The following is a 15,559-nucleotide window of genomic DNA, read 5'->3' on the forward strand; positions in this document are numbered from 1 at the left end:
TTTGCATAGAGCATCAATATAAACGCTACCGTGTCACTTTTTTATAGCACCTTTCTGGCCTACCTACCGACCCATAGTTTAAATCAGCCTCTAGTTCACCAGTACTGATAAGAAACTCAAGATAACGTCTAGCGGTTGTTCGGCTCACTCCGATTTTTTCACCTGCCTCATCAGCGGTCAGCACACTGCCATTTGGGAACAACTCTCTGATCTTGTCTAGGGTTACACCATCAATCCCTTTTGGTAATCGGTTCGGCAAGTTGTCTTGATTGGCGTGAGACTGCAGCATTTTATCAACGAGGTTCTGATCCAAACTCTCTACGATGTCTAGTTGTTGGCGTTGGGACACATACTTTTTCAGTGCGGCATCTAAACGTGGAAACATCACTGGTTTTAACAGGTAATCGACAACGCCACCCCTCATCGCCTGTTGTAACGTATCGACATCCCTTGCGGCTGTAATCAAAATGACATCACACGTTTGGTTACTTGCACGCAGTGTATTTAGTATCTCAAGCCCTGTGCCATCGGGAAGATAGACATCCATCAATAGTAAATCTGGCTTAAGAATGTCGAGTTGCATTTCTGCTTCCATTCTCGTGGTCGCAATTCCAACCACTTCCAAACCTGTCAGTTGGCTTAAGTATTTGTGGTGCAGCTCAGCAATAGCCAGATCATCTTCAATGATCATTACGCGAGTCGCCATACTCATATTTGTTCTTCCTTGGGTAAGTACACCGTTATTCTTGTCCCATAATTTGTATTGGGTATCATCTCAACATGGCCGTGATATCGAGTAGCAAGCTGATTGACAAGGTGTAACCCAACACCTCGATTTTGACGAGATTTCGTCGAAATGCCTTTTGTAAATAATGTTTGTGGATCCACTGTTTTTGGGAGGCCACAGCCATGATCTATCACCTCAAGTATCACTTCATTTCCGTAATCGCTAACGGACACATCAATGTTTCTGCGTTCTGACGCAACATTTGATTCATCGCGAATTGAAGTTAACGTGGCATCGAAAGCGTTATCAATCAAATTACCCAAAATTGTGACAAGGTCTTCCGAATTTAGCCACTCAGGTAGGGGCTCCAGACGACTGCCTTCCTCAACCACCAGTTGTAAGCCTAACTCGCGAGCACGTTCAGTTTTTCCAAGCAACATGCCTGCAATTAGCGGGTCCTTAACGGTATCTCTTAAAAACTCAATCATTGCTTGATAGTGTGCGGTTTCTTGTCCAATTAACTTTTGCACCGCATCAAGCTCACCCATTTGTACTAGCCCACTAATGGTGTTGAGCTTATTTCGATGCTCATGGGTTTGCGAACGTAACAAATCTGCATATTCCTTGGTTTGTGATAGCTGCTCGGTTAGATCATTAATTTCATCCCTTAAACGGAAACTCGATACCGCCCCCACGATTTTTCCATCAACATAAATTGGAGAGCGATTTGCAATCAGGCGCTTATGATTAAGGAATATTTCAATATCATGATCTTCCTGCCCGCTTTCTAATACTGTATATAGATCGCTATCACGCAGCGTGTCAGTCAAAGGTTTATTGAGCGCTGATTCTCTATCAATACCGAGAATCTGGCAGGCACTACGATTTATCGAGCGAAGTATCCCTTGGGCATCAATGCTTAACACGCCCTCTTTGATGGTGCTCATCGTCACTTCTAATTCGCCGTACAACCGCCCTATTTCTTCAGGCTCAAAGCCTAAAATGGCGCGCTGAAACTTTCTCGACGCATAATTGGATACAATGGCATTAGCGACGACAACTACGATGACCATTAAAATCAAAAAGGCCAAAAATGGTTCGATGCGGTCTTGCAGTCGGTCGAGCAAATAGCCAACCGAAACCACACCAATGATGTTCCCTTGCTCGTCAAAAATCGCAGCTTTACCACGAACTGAATAACCTAACGAGCCCTGTGCCGTCGAAACATAAGACAACCCCTGTTCTAGCGCTCGACGATTGTCGCCACCTCTCATTGGCTTGCCCAACCGCTCATCAACAGGGTGGATTAAGCGTACTCCCTTATGGTCGCCAATAACGATGAATGCAGCACCTATGGCTTCGGTTAATTCTCTAAAGCGAAGTTGGTATGGCTGGGGGTTTTGGGTTTCGATCATTTCACGAACAACCGCTGAGTCCGCTAAAAAACGGGCAACACCCAGTGCTTTTTCTCCCATTTCTTGCTCTTGATTGATTTTGAGATAAGTGAACCCCGCGGCGACAAGCAATAACAGCTCTATCAACCCCGATAGCGTCATGATAATGAGCATCCGCTTACGAAAGCTGATGGTTTTCCAACTCATTGATACATCCTTGTGATTCACTCTTGAGCGTAACGTTAACACTCAGTTAACAGCATGACGTTGTCGCGGTGATAAATCTGTGAGGAAGGCAAACAAACCGCAGAGTTTACGGTTAATTAATCGACGAGCTGAAACATAAAATTACAACCATTCACCAAATTTAGCATTCCTCTCTGATACTCAATTCCATACATAAATTGCCCTTAAAATCATGATCGCGATCACATCGATTTTAGCGGTTTTTGAGGCGTTTTTAGACTTTACAACGTATAATTTTTAATCAACGAAACCAATGAGAGTTTCGGTTTGAAAGCAGTGAAGCTGGAAGTCTATTAAAAGCTCAACATTGATGTCAGTGGTTTGGACAAAAATAAAACAAAACACAAATACTGACTACATGACAAACACTTAGACACCATCTGAAAACTGGAAAACTATAAACAGAGGTGCATTTATAGTTAGAAGGAACACCAAACATGGAACGCGATACCTTTGGAATATGCCTGAATAAGGCGATGCTGTCAGAGAATATGTATTCAACATTTACACACGTCAGGGCTTATGAAAAAAACGGAGGCGGTACTTCTGATCTCAAAGTCCTGTTATCGTTCCCTCAAATGAGTGGAAAAGATCTATTGAATACGATGCGAGGTTCTCGTCAGCTCGAGTGGAGAGCGGAGTTTCACTGTCCATATACGAAATAAATTTGTAACATCTCCCGCGCCCAGCACAAATATAACTGGGCGCATACTACTGCCCAATTTTCCCTCCTACTTAACACGCAGTTACGAATCCTTTATATTAGAGCTAATACTCTACGACAAAGCAGCCATTATGAAAAAAACAGGAAAGTTTTGGATACTGGGCTTACTTAGCAGCTCGATTTCCCTTGCCTGTCATGCGGCACCGATCACTTTTGATACCGCATGGCAGCTATTGCTAGAAAACAACTATTCTCTTAAAGCTCAACGCTCAAACGTCGAGAACTACCAATACCAAGAGAGTGCCACCAGCAATCTCAACTTACCTCAAGTTACCATTGGCGCGAATTACACGCGTTTAGATACCGATATCACGCTTTCGGGAAAACAGATTCTAGACAGCACAGGAGCACACATTAACGTACCTCCTGCTTTTCAGCCTATTTTTGGTGCCTTAGCTAATACCACTTCGACCATAACCGAGCGCGATATTTTCTCTTCGTCTATTCGTGCCATTTGGCCAATTTTTACTGGTGGTAGAATTTCTGCGGCTCAATCAGCAGCAGAAGGCAAAACGGATGAGGCGAAAAGTCAGCTTTTAATGGAACAACAAGCGCGTTTTGAAGATTTATCGAAGTACTACTTTTCTGTCGTACTGGCAAAGGAAGTACTCGCAACGCGGCAAGCGGTTGAAGCTGGGCTAAAAAAGCATCGAGATTTTGCCATTAAGCTTGAAGAGCAAGGACAAATCGCGCACGTTGAGCGCCTGCAAGCCGAGGCTTCTTTAGATAAAGCATCTGTAGAAACACGTAAAGCAGCCAGCGATTTGAGTATCGCTCAGGCTGCATTAGGTAAATTACTCGCGCAAGATGATGCCGTAGAGCCCGCTGAATCTTTGTTTATCAACGACAGTCTTCCCCCTCTTAGCGCTTTTGTCGATCAAACGCTGCTTACCTATCCGGGGTTAGAACTTCTGAGCGCTAAACACAAACAAGCCTCTAGCTTAATCAAAGCAGAAAAAGGGAAATACTACCCTGAAGTTTATCTTTACGGCGACTACAGCTTGTATGAAGACGATTCTCTCGCAAGCCAAATGAAGCCTGACTGGTTAGTTGGTGTTGGTGTCAGCATTCCACTGATTGAATCATCAGGGCGAAGCGAAAAAGTCAAAGCCGCTCAAAGCGTCGTCTCGCAGGTCGATTCATTAAAGTCCCAAGCCAAACAAGACTTATCGCTGTTAGTCCAAAAGACATACTTGGAGGCTCAGCAAGCCATTGATGAAGTACAAGGGCTCGCATCTAGCATTGAACTCGCTAACGAAAATCTGCGCTTGCGTGAAAAAGCATTTACTCAGGGTCTGTCGTCTTCTCTGGATGTTGTGGATGCACAACTTTATGTCGCGAGTATAGAAACACAACGTTCAGCGGCGCGTTTCCGCTATTTAATATCTTTAACCAAGCTACTCGCATTGAGCAGTGAAATGAACAGCTTCGAACAATATCAAAATACCGCTTATATCCCTGCTTCAACATCCAAAGAGGTGAAATAAATCATGGCAGCTAAATCACTAAAACCCGTTTTACTCTCACTTTGTGCTTTGGGTGTTGTCTCTTGGGTTGGCTACCAATTTTACCAAGCCTATCAACCAGAACCGATCCGCTTACAAGGATTGATTGAAGCCCAGCAGTACAGCATTTCCTCAAAAGTTCCAGGCCGTATTGACGAGGTCATGGTCCGTAAAGGCGACGATGTAGAGAAAGGTCAGCTTATTTTTACCCTTCATAGTCCTGAAATTGAAGCGAAGTTAGAACAAGCAAAAGCAGGTGAAAAAGCGGCGGACGCCTTAGCTCAAGAAGCTGAGAAAGGCGCACGTGAGCAACAAATCCAAGCAGCAAAAGATCAGTGGATGAAAGCCAAAGCCGCTGCGAATTTAATGGAAAAAACCTACAATCGTGTGAATAACCTTTATAACGATGGCGTGGTTGCAGAACAAAAACGCGATGAAGCTTTAACTCAATGGCAAGCAGCGAAATACACAGAAAGTGCTGCGTTTCAAATGTATGAAATGGCAAAAGAAGGCGCTAGAAGTGAAACCAAAGTGGCTGCGGCGGAAAAAGCGCGCATGGCATCAGGTGCCGTAGCCGAAGTAGAAGCGTATGCGAAAGATACTCAGATCTACAGCTGGTTCGACGGCGAAGTCTCTCAAGTTCTGCTTCAAAGTGGTGAATTAGCACCTCAGGGCTTCCCAGTAGTTACTGTGATAGATACAGAAGATGCCTGGGCGACACTGAATGTGCGTGAAGATTACCTTCAACACTTTAAAAAAGGAGCAACCTTTGATGCCTATTTGCCTGCCTTAAATAAAAATGTTGAGTTCAAAGTAACGCATGTTGCCGTTATGGGTGACTTTGCAACGTGGAGAGCAACCGATGCTTCTCAAGGTTTTGATCTTCGTACCTTTGAAGTAGAAGCTCGTCCAGCTCAACCCGAACCTGAACTGCGTATGGGAATGAGTGTTGTCGTTGAACTTTAATCACAACCACTAGGTTAATGCTATGACGATTAAGATTTCACAGCGGCATATCTTACGACGAGACAAGTGGTTGCTTTCGTGCCTTACTTGGATACCGATTTTGCTCGCGATGATGATTTGGGGAGTGTTCTCTGCGGGCATTGCCCGGGATCTGCCAATCGGTGTGGTTGATCTACAACATTCCCAACTTTCTCGAAAGCTCATTCAATCTTTGGATGCGTCGTCGAGCCTGGCTGTTAACTATCACTACACCAGTGCAAGCGAAGCAAAAAATGCGATGATTGAAGGCGATATCTATGCTTACGCGGTCATCCCATCTAAGTTCGACCAAGATATTCTCCAGCACCGCCAACCTCAACTTTCTGTCTTTTACAACAGTCAGTACATTTTGGTAGCGAAACTGATCAACTCTGCCGTTGCGCAAGCACAAGGCTATTTCGACGCTCAGGTTGAAGTAATGGGAAACTTGGCTAAGGGTAACACCACAACGTTAGCAGCGGCTGGACAGGCTGTACCAGTGTCGACACAAATAACCGCATTATTTAACCGTAACAATAACTACGCACAATTTTTGGTAACGGCTATCGTGCCAGCCATTTGGCAAATATGTATTGTAGTAAGCACTATTTTGATTCTTGCCGCGCACTTTCGCATTTATGGTGGAAAGAATGGCTTTGCATTTTTGGGCGAAAAGCCATACGCCAGGCTCACTACCCTATTAAGTCAGTACATTCCGGTCTTTATGGCGCAAGGTGCGTTGTTCTTGTACTGGTTTTATTCCGTGCTTGATTGGCCAATGGAAGGCAGTTTTGTGGTTATGCTACTAGCACAATTGGCGACGGTTATCGCCTGTATCATTATGGGAGCGTTGTTCTTCTTCTTGTCGATGGATCCTGCACGTGCGATGAGTTTTGCTGGCGCGTTTACGGCTCCAAGTTTCGCGTTCATGGGAATTACATTCCCAGTTTCTGACATGAACACGCTCGCTTATGCATGGCGTTCATTATTGCCGATTACCCATTACATTGAAGTACAAGTGAGTCAAGCAAGCTATGGAGCATCGGCCGCACAATCTTTAAGCTCGCTATGGCCTATGATTGGTTACGTTGTGCCCCTGCTCATTACCGCAGCCTTGATGGGTAAACATCGAACAGCTTCATCAACACGCCAGGCGAAGGAGGCGGTATGACATTGTGGCAACTGATTAAAGCGGAACTTAAGGCCGTTCTAACCAATCCAGTCGTTACGTTGACCGTGTTTGGTGGTGTCGTATTTTACTCGTTTTTATACCCTTTGCCTTATGCACAACAAACGCCTCGTGAACAACCAATCGCGATTGTTAATCTAGATGGTAGTCAGACGAGTTTAAAGCTGGAACGTATGGTTGATGCCACTCCGCAAGTCAACGTAGTCACTCGACTTCATACGATTGCCGATGCAAAGCAAGCATTTTTACAACGAGAGATCACCGGTTTTTTAGTCATACCGGAACACTTTTACAAAGACCTAATGCTAGGTAAAAGCCCGACTCTAGCCTACGCTGCGGACGCCTCGTATTTTCTCGTGTACGGAACCGTGGTAGAAGGATTGGCCCAAGCGGGAGGCACATTAGGGGCCCAAGTGAAAGTCAGTAAAATGGTGATAGATGGTGTGCCCATGAGTATGGCTAACCATAATTACTCTGCTATTAAGCTTAATATGAAACCGACGTTCAACCCAACCATGGGTTACATCGAATACGTAGTGCCGGCAGTATTTGTTCTGATTTTACAACAAACGTTGATCATGGCGGTTGGATTACAAACGGGAACACAGCGTCATGGTCGTGGCTATTGGTCACAAGTATCAAAGGGATCGCTGCTGCTTGTGAGAACGTTAGTATTTGTGGCAATTTATTATTTACTCGGCGCCTATTATTTTGGTTTTAGCTTCGAACGCTTAAACGTAAACCATATCGCCAATGCGGGCGAATTGCTGGCTATGTTGTTCCCCTTCTTTTTAGGTTGTTGCGGACTAGGCTTCTGGCTAGGCTACTTATTACCTCGGCGTGAACTTGTCACCTTAGTCGTCTTAGTGAGCTCTATGCCGCTTATTTTCTTGGCTGGTTTTATTTGGCCGATTGAAGCCATACCTACTCCCTTACTATGGATTGCTGATTTAAGCCCAAGCACTTGGGCGATCAAAGCTTTCTTAGCACTAAACCAAATGGGGGCAACCTGGCAACAAGTCGCTCCACATTGGACAGCACTTTGGGCACTCACTGTGCTTTGGGGTAGCGTTGCGTACTGGATTGCTAAGCGAAGTAACAAGCCAGTTGTAACAGAGAGCTTGGGGTGATAGCTGACATTTTCTATTACTATAAAAAAAGCCGGGTAACTAAACCCGGCTGAAAATCTGCGTCCTTGCAGCGGACATATGGTAAAAACACTTTTTGCTCTGGGCTTACCCATTGAGCGAGATTAGATTAAGCCAAAAAGTATGGATTCCATACTCTCATATAGAGGGTCATATCCTTCCAATAGACATTAGTCTTCGCTAGAAAGATAACGTTTTTCAGACACAAAAAAACAAGACTCACATTGAGTCTTGTTGTTGATAGGGATGAGCAAGATACATGTCGCCGCTAAGTCATATCGCGGATTATTTTCTCTCGGTATTCTGTAACGACCTTCATGATTGAATTTTTTACATCACCGACTTGCTTAGAGGGTTGGCACCATAGGCCAAAACCAAACTTAAAACCTTCCAATAATTCAGAAGCTTCCACTGGCTCTATATGATTATTAGAAAACTCCGAATGGGCAAACGTTCTGGGGAGAATCGCCCATCCTAAACCTGCTTCAACCATTTTCACTACAAGGGCCAATTGGTCGACCTCTTCATGGTTCGAACTTACGATGACTTTTTCGCCCATTCCCTCTTCAATAAGAGACCGCAGTACAAATTGTTTACTATTCCTCAAGGCTGTCAATACTCGATCTGGTGCCACAGAAGCGAGTTCACCACCTTTCTGGACGAAAGGAACAAATTCAAAATGACCTAAAAACGTCGCATCCAAACTATGTATTGCTCGACTATCATGTACATTGACAATACCGAATTGATACTCACCATTCTGTAAACCCTCTTTAATTTCGTTGCGATTACGAACAAGAAAGTTAACTCGCATCATCGGAAAATCTGCTGCTAATTGAATACGAAGCAATACAAGAAAACGGTGTGGTATAGCGCTTGAATAGGCGATACTAACATTCTCTAACCCACCGTAAGCTAGACTTAATGCGACTTTATCGAAAGTACGTGCTTGTTCGATGGTTTGCTTAGCATAGTGGTAAAGAAGATGACCATCTTCTGTCGGTTCTACCGAGCGCCCCACTCGCTCAAACAGGTTGACCGCCAGTTGGTCTTCAAGATTGGTAATCACCTGCCCTATTGTGGTTCGGTGCTTATTGAGTTTGACCGCCGCCTTACTAAACGAAAGCTGTTCATAAACGGTTACGAACGCGAGAAGTTGTTCAAAACTAAAATTCATAGGTTGTGCTTACTTTTTAGAGTTATCTAATTAAATTACCACAAGATCGTAGAATTGCTACTTGGTAACGGAAACAATCTGCGTTTGAATTCCTTCTCGACGACACAAAAAAACCTACTAGCTTCAGTAGGTTTTCTCTAACTTAGTTGTACTCAACGACGCGAGCCAAATAGTTAAATTCACCCGAGTCACCATGATAATCGCGGTAAACATCCACACTAAAATACTTAGGTTGATCAGCGTAAATGTGGTCAACGACTTTTTGCTCAAGTGACTCCAACGTTTCACCGACCTGAGCGTACACGAACTGCTTGTTCACTTTTTCCAATTTACGTTGTTTCGCTTCTTTGTGTGACACATAGTTGTTGATCTCTTCCCACTTTCCCACGAACTCGACCGCCACGTAACTCGAGTTCTCGTCAATCATGATAAAGGCTGCACCTTCTTCTTTGATTGCAGACAGTTGCTGCATATCACTATCCACTTTTTGCTGGTCAAGATGGGCTCCACTTTGGGCGAATGCAGTCGCGGAAGCGGTAAGCATCATGAGTGTAAGAACGGCTTTTTTCATTGTATCGTTTTCCTGTATTAAGGGAGTTCAGTTACCCAAAGTTGCCCTTGGGTGGCTTTTTTGAATCCATATTCGTAAATCGTCAGCAAGTAGCGGTGATCGAACATATCTTTCGTTACTTTGGCGTATCTGAAATCTTGATCAATGTAGGTAAACTGCATCTCGATATCGTTGATTTCACTGATGTATTTCATTCGATAGAGATCACCACGAGTTTGCGCTAGCGTAAGGCTTGAGACACTTTTCGATACCAAGTCCAAACCTTTGTCTTTTAGTGGACGATACGGCGCTTTTAACGCACCATTGCGAATCACATCCAACTGAGGCGCTTTTTCTAACCCCAAAGCATCTGAGATTTGTTGATAGTTGAAGTTAGACGGATTAAAGAACACCTGCGCTGCGAGACCACCATCTACGTGTAACTCCTCAAGAGTTTCTCCATCATGTTCAACATCGATAAATTGTGGAGGGAAAACACCAGGGATCGATGCGCTCGCAGCAAGCACCTTGTAAATCAGTTCAGATTTGTCCGCCAAATCACTGTTCGCAATCGCACCAATATTCCAAATCACCAGTTCGCCTGAATCAAAATGGGTACTGCCAATAAAGAGGCGTTTACCATTGCGGTGTTGCTGCGCCATCGCCTCGATCATGGGCTCAGGGTAAGCGTCTGCGATGAAATCATAGAGATTCTCACCATCGGTAAACGCGTCCTTAAACAGGGTATTTAAGAAGTTCTTCTTACCCAAAATATTCTTATCATTGATGTTGAGCATGACTTCTTTCATCTTTGGCATCGCATCACCGCCAATGAAAACAAAAGGAGCGATTAGGGCACCCGCACTGACTCCAGTAATGATGGCATAATCTTTTAGCTCCCCCTTTTCCTGCAGCCCCATCAAAACGCCGGCACCGTATGCGCCGTTTACGCCACCACCCGATAAGGCCAAAATATTGAGCTGTTCACCCTCTACTTTGATCGGTGTGGTTTGATTGTGCGACGAGTAGAGAAAATCCGGAGCTTCATTGGCCCACATTCGAAGTGGCTCATTTGGTGTCGAACTCGCGATCTCGACATCTTTATAGTTGCTTTGAGAAACACGAACATCCAGCGTATGGGGTGAACTACAAGCTACTATCAGCAGCGAAAGTACAACCGTCACACCAGAGGAAATTAAACGATTCATAATCAGTCTCATTTAATGTTCTCTGGCGTATGACCAGAGACTCAGTTTGAAGTTAATTGGGTCAAAATGAAGTCCGTTTCGTTGTGTGGAGCTACTATAGCTAGGCACGGCTAAACCCTATAATCGCGATTGTAGGATGCTATCCATCAAAGCAATTATGCCAAGTTTCTATATGCTAACTTTACGCTTCTCCGTTAATTAGGTACTGCGCTAAGCAATTTTCACGACGTTGAACTCATGCGTCGGTTCGACAAATTCGTATTGGGCATTGATCGTCTGTAGCTCCCATGTGCCATAGCCTTTGGTGATCTCCAATACACCGTAAACGGCGTTATGTGTATGACGAAAGGCTGCGACAGGAGACATCTTCTTCACCAAACAAGAGGTAAAAATCGCAGAAATTAAATCACCGACACCGACTGGCTGCATAGCAAATTCAACACTAGGGCGTTGGGCCAAATAGCTTGCTTTCGGCGTCGCTAAAATCATACTGAAGGCGTCATCTGTTAGAGCATGCAGATGTTTCACCAATACCATTTTCGGTCCTAACTCTAAGGCTTTTTTACATGCAGTGACCGCATCATAAAGAGAGTCAATTTTCACACCTGTTAACTCGCTCAGTTCAAACTGGTTAGGAACAATCACATCAGCGATGGGCAACAAGCTATGGCTTATCGCTTCTTTGACACCGTCTGCCACAATGCAACCTTTGTCTGGATCACCCATAACTGGGTCACACACATAAAGTGCACTGTGGTTACGCGATTTGACTAAACTTACCGCTTCGGCCACCGCTCGACATTGCTCTGCGCTGCCTTGATAACCGGACAGTATCGCGCCACATTCGCCTAACTTCTCAATGTTATCTAAGCCTCTCATTAGAGAATGAATTTCATCTGCCCCAAACTTCTGTCCAGTCCAACCTTGCTGGTACTGAGTGTGATTTGAAAACTGAACCGTGTGAATTGGCCAGACTTCGAGGCCCATTCTCTGCATCGGGAAGACGGCAGAACTGTTTCCTGCGTGGCCATAAACCACATGAGATTGAATAGAAATAATGCTTTTCATAAGTCACTCTTAATTGAGAAGTTTGTTAGCTTGGCGACTAAATAAACACAATATTGCGCACTGTGCTTATTTGGTCGGAATAGCCTCGACAACGCCGAGGCTTATTCTTAATCAGGTTGGATTCATTAGCCTTTGAACTCAGCAAAGTACTCATCCAACACTTTGCGTGTTGCACGACCGATAAGCTCGTATTCGTGGTGAGTAAGGTTTGCTAGCGAAACTCGAACTGATGCATGCACTACATCGAAGCCTTGGCCTGGAAGTAGGATAACGCCGGTTTCATGTGCAAGGCGGAACAGGAAGTCTTTGCCTTTCTCGCTCGCTTTGAACCATTCAACGAATGCTGGTCCGTACAATTTGCCGCCCAGAGTGTCGAGCTCAAGCAGTGTGTAGTAGTCCACACGATCTTTGTTTTCTTCAATTTCTACACCCATGTTTTTGTACAGAGTTTTGTAACGCTCGCGGATGATGCGTTTACATGCTTCTTTGTAGTTTTTCTCTGAGTCCATCAGACAATTCAATGAGAACAGCGCCATTTGAACTTGTTGAGGAAGCGACAAACCTGCTGTGTGGTTAAGTGCTACGCTGCGGCTATCTGCAACGATACGGTCAATAAACTTGATCTCACGCGGTTCCGGAGTCAGCGTTTTGTAACGATCGTCCAACTCAAGTTGACGCGCTTCAGGAAGGCTACGCATTGCATCGTCAAACACGTTGTTGTGTTGAATTGCAATCGAGCCTAGACGCCAGCCTGTTGCACCGAAGTACTTAGAGAACGAGTACACACAAAGCGTGTTGTATGGTAGTTTCGCAAACAGTGAGACAAAGTCGTCCGCAAAAGTGCCGTATACATCGTCAGTCACAATGAATAGGTCGCTACGTTCGTTGTTCACGAAGTTTGATAGGTTATCCAGAGTTTCATCCGAGAACTTCACAGACGCTGGGTTTGCTGGGTTCACGACACAAAGCAGTTTGATGCCTGTATCTGCAAGCTTTTCGATTTCAGACATCGGCAGCTGCCATGTTGTCTCATCCAAACGTAGTTCAACGATTTCCAGTTCGTATTCACTCAGTTCTGGAATTTCTAGGTACGGCGTAAAGATTGGAGTGATTAGCGCGACCTTGTCACCTTTCTTCAACAGACCGTTGTTGAACATAGTTTGGAACGTGTACGTCATAGACGCTGTGCCGCCTTCCGTTGCAAACAGATCGAAGTCTGTTGTCATTGGCATTGGGCCGTACATCTCTTCTGCGATGTACTGCTTCACAACGGTTTCGATGTTCGTCAACATACGTGGTGGCACTGGGTAGTTACATGCAAGGTATGCATTAACCAGTTCATTCAAGAAAGCTTGCTTCTCTAGACCCAAACGGTCTTTTGCGTAGCTCAGCGACTTTTCTAAGAACTGCACACCTTGGTCTTTCTTATTGTCGCTTGCAAACGTGTCAAAGCGTTCAACAATGCCCACACCATCTGGAATGCCACCGAAACCACCATCTAGGTATGAATAAGTGCGCTCGGCTTCCAATATTGCGAACTCACCCAAACGAATGAACGCTTTACGCGGTAGTGTCGCAAGAAAATTAGGATTACCACGACCTGCATCTAATAAATCGCGGTCAGGAACAGTTTGTGCCACTTCAATAAGTTTATCTTTTAATTCAAATGGGCTTAAATCTGCAAATTTTGAAAAATCAATTGTTGTATTTTGCGTAGTCATAATATTTACCTGAATTTATTATTTAGTAAAATTTGGATAATACTTCCCCTACCGCCTATTTAATTAGGCGATAAGAGTGTTCGAATTTATTTAAATTACATGCCTGCGTTTAAAGTAATAATGCCGACAATAATTGGACCCCATAGGGTAAGCAGTACATTGGCGACTGCATAAGTCACGGTGAATGAGAATACTGGTGTTGCATTACCTGTTTTTTCCATTAAAGCCGCAAATGCTGGGTTCGCACTTCGTCCACCTGTCACACAGCCAAGTGCTTCAACTGGATTCTTAATCTTCAATACAAAATATGAGAAGAAGAACGAAATAATCTGAGGGATAATCGTTACACCCATGCCAAGGAACAACAGAGACATACCGTGTTCTTTGATGGTGTCGACCGCTTGAGGCCCAGCCTCAAGGCCAACAATGCCCACAAATGCTGCCAAACCGAAATCTCGAATAAAGTTCGCGGCCCCCACAGGAAACTGAGCAACATGCGGATTGCGGCTACGCAACCAACCCACAATCAAACCTGAGATCAAACAACCTGCACCAGAACCGATAGTGACGGGAATACCAGCAATCTTAAAACTGATTAGACCAATTAATAGACCCACCACCATGCCCATACCAAGCACGACTAAGTCAGTCACGTTTGCTGAGCCCATTCGCTGACCAATGTTTTTCTCAACGCGATTGATGTCTTTTGCGGTACCTGTAAGCTGGATGACGTCATTTTTCTTCACCACAAGATCCGGCGTCATTTCAATTGAGTTGCCTTCACGAATATAGTCTGTCACATAAATGCCGCGCATTGAACCTTGGTTCGAAGCCTCTTTGATCTCTTGCAGCGACTTACCAATCAGTTTGCGGTTGTCTGCGATCAGTTGACGGTTTTCTTCAATAACTTCATAGCCTTCTGGAAGTGCAATCTCGTTGTCAGCCAAACCATCTTGCAGCTGATGTACCGCATTACGACGACCTGTTACAACAATGACATCCCCTTCTTTCAGTGCTGTAAATTTGTCCACTTCTAGCACTTTGCCATCACGTTGAATCAATTCAATACAAGCAGCTAGAGCGTGTTGGTTTAACTGAGCTAGGGTTTTGCCTGCTAGCCCGCCATCTTTGCTCACTTTAAATGCTCGTGTAACCAGCGCGGTTACTGCGTTGAATTCACCCGGCGCTAGATCGCGCTTACCGTTTGAGTTTTTCTCCTCTAGAGCAATCGCTTCTGCTCGGATATCCCACTTCATCAGTGTTGGGAATACCCATGTCACCATAAGAATTGGACCAAGCGAACCAAAGATGTACGTAACTGCATAGCCTACTGCGACGTTGGTCTGCATTAGGTGTTTCGCTTCTTCTGTCACACCACCAAGACGTGCGATCGCATCACCCGCTGTACCGATGATTGCCGATTGAGTCAAACCACCAGCTGCAAGGCCTGCTGCCGTACCTCTGTCTAGATCAAACATCCAAGCTGCCGCTAACACACAAAGCAGACCTGAAACCGTCATAACCACGGCAGAAAGTAGAATATTGATGGTTCTAAAGTTCAATGCTTTGAAGAACTGCGCACCACCTTGATACCCTACTGCGTAAATAAAGAGCGCAAAGAAAATGCTTTTTACGCCGGGATCAATATGAACACCAAATTGCCCAATAATTACACCCATTAATAATGTTCCGGCAACACCGCCAAGAACAAATCGACCAATGGTAATTTTACCAACCATATAACCGAGAGAGAGCGTAATAAAGAGAGCAACAAATGGTGCCATGTCAAAAAGGTTAGAAATAATTTCCATGACAATTTTACTCTTATTAATAAATATAAAACTCAAATAATCTAACGAATAATCTGTCACTCATATTTGTTGGATTATTTAATTTAAAAAGCATCTCGTTTGCTTCG

Annotated in this window: 13 protein-coding genes; 5 read left to right on the forward strand and 8 right to left on the reverse strand. The window is 44.4% G+C overall.

The annotated features are described in order from the left end of the window. Positions 1-25: 25 nt before the first annotated feature. A complete protein-coding gene (locus tag R7O12_RS18915) occupies positions 26-712 on the reverse strand; it encodes a response regulator (RefSeq protein ID WP_167415241.1) in 687 nt (228 codons plus the stop codon). Then, a complete protein-coding gene (locus tag R7O12_RS18920; RefSeq protein WP_238969910.1) occupies positions 709-2,328 on the reverse strand; it encodes a sensor histidine kinase in 1,620 nt (539 codons plus the stop codon). Before R7O12_RS18920 ends, R7O12_RS18915 begins: the two co-directional genes overlap by 4 nt. 476 nt (positions 2,329-2,804) lie before the next feature. On the opposite strand from R7O12_RS18920, the gene R7O12_RS18925 reads away from it, so the two are divergent. The 5 genes from R7O12_RS18925 (at position 2,805) to R7O12_RS18945 (ending at position 7,899) form a co-directional block, all read left to right on the forward strand. Beyond that, positions 2,805-3,032, forward strand: coding sequence for a hypothetical protein (locus tag R7O12_RS18925; protein WP_005377125.1), 228 nt, complete (start codon positions 2,805-2,807; stop codon positions 3,030-3,032). Positions 3,033-3,162: 130 nt separating this feature from the next. Further along, positions 3,163-4,578 (forward strand): TolC family protein, encoded by a 1,416-nt coding sequence (locus tag R7O12_RS18930; protein WP_053306992.1) that lies wholly within the window; start codon positions 3,163-3,165, stop codon positions 4,576-4,578. A 3-nt stretch (positions 4,579-4,581) separates the two neighbouring features. Beyond that, positions 4,582-5,562, forward strand: coding sequence for an HlyD family secretion protein (locus R7O12_RS18935; RefSeq protein ID WP_054867010.1), 981 nt, complete (start codon positions 4,582-4,584; stop codon positions 5,560-5,562). A 22-nt stretch (positions 5,563-5,584) separates the two neighbouring features. After that, positions 5,585-6,751: an ABC transporter permease gene (locus tag R7O12_RS18940; protein WP_104975369.1), complete on the forward strand. Its 1,167-nt coding sequence runs from the start codon at positions 5,585-5,587 to the stop codon at positions 6,749-6,751. Continuing rightward, positions 6,748-7,899 (forward strand): ABC transporter permease, encoded by a 1,152-nt coding sequence (locus tag R7O12_RS18945; protein WP_318126260.1) that lies wholly within the window; start codon positions 6,748-6,750, stop codon positions 7,897-7,899. The genes R7O12_RS18940 and R7O12_RS18945 overlap by 4 nt, the downstream gene beginning before the upstream one ends. 286 nt (positions 7,900-8,185) lie before the next feature. Here R7O12_RS18945 and R7O12_RS18950 read toward each other — a convergent pair whose 3' ends face one another. From R7O12_RS18950 to aspT, 6 genes are all read right to left on the reverse strand, one after another. Continuing rightward, a complete protein-coding gene (locus tag R7O12_RS18950) occupies positions 8,186-9,094 on the reverse strand; it encodes a LysR family transcriptional regulator (protein WP_017821360.1) in 909 nt (302 codons plus the stop codon). 142 nt (positions 9,095-9,236) lie between these two features. Then, positions 9,237-9,665: a hypothetical protein gene (locus tag R7O12_RS18955; RefSeq protein ID WP_238951957.1), complete on the reverse strand. Its 429-nt coding sequence runs from the start codon at positions 9,663-9,665 to the stop codon at positions 9,237-9,239. A gap of 17 nt (positions 9,666-9,682) precedes the next feature. After that, a complete protein-coding gene (locus tag R7O12_RS18960; RefSeq protein ID WP_158156557.1) occupies positions 9,683-10,852 on the reverse strand; it encodes a patatin-like phospholipase family protein in 1,170 nt (389 codons plus the stop codon). A 210-nt stretch (positions 10,853-11,062) separates the two neighbouring features. Next, a complete protein-coding gene (gene pdxY / locus R7O12_RS18965; RefSeq protein ID WP_005377109.1) occupies positions 11,063-11,920 on the reverse strand; it encodes a pyridoxal kinase PdxY in 858 nt (285 codons plus the stop codon). Positions 11,921-12,045: 125 nt separating this feature from the next. Next, positions 12,046-13,641 (reverse strand): bifunctional aspartate transaminase/aspartate 4-decarboxylase, encoded by a 1,596-nt coding sequence (locus R7O12_RS18970; protein ID WP_318126261.1) that lies wholly within the window; start codon positions 13,639-13,641, stop codon positions 12,046-12,048. 95 nt (positions 13,642-13,736) lie between these two features. Next, positions 13,737-15,452, reverse strand: coding sequence for an aspartate-alanine antiporter (gene aspT / locus R7O12_RS18975; protein WP_318126263.1), 1,716 nt, complete (start codon positions 15,450-15,452; stop codon positions 13,737-13,739). Positions 15,453-15,559 lie beyond the last annotated feature (107 nt).

The organism is Vibrio sp. Vb1574, from assembly GCF_033338675.1.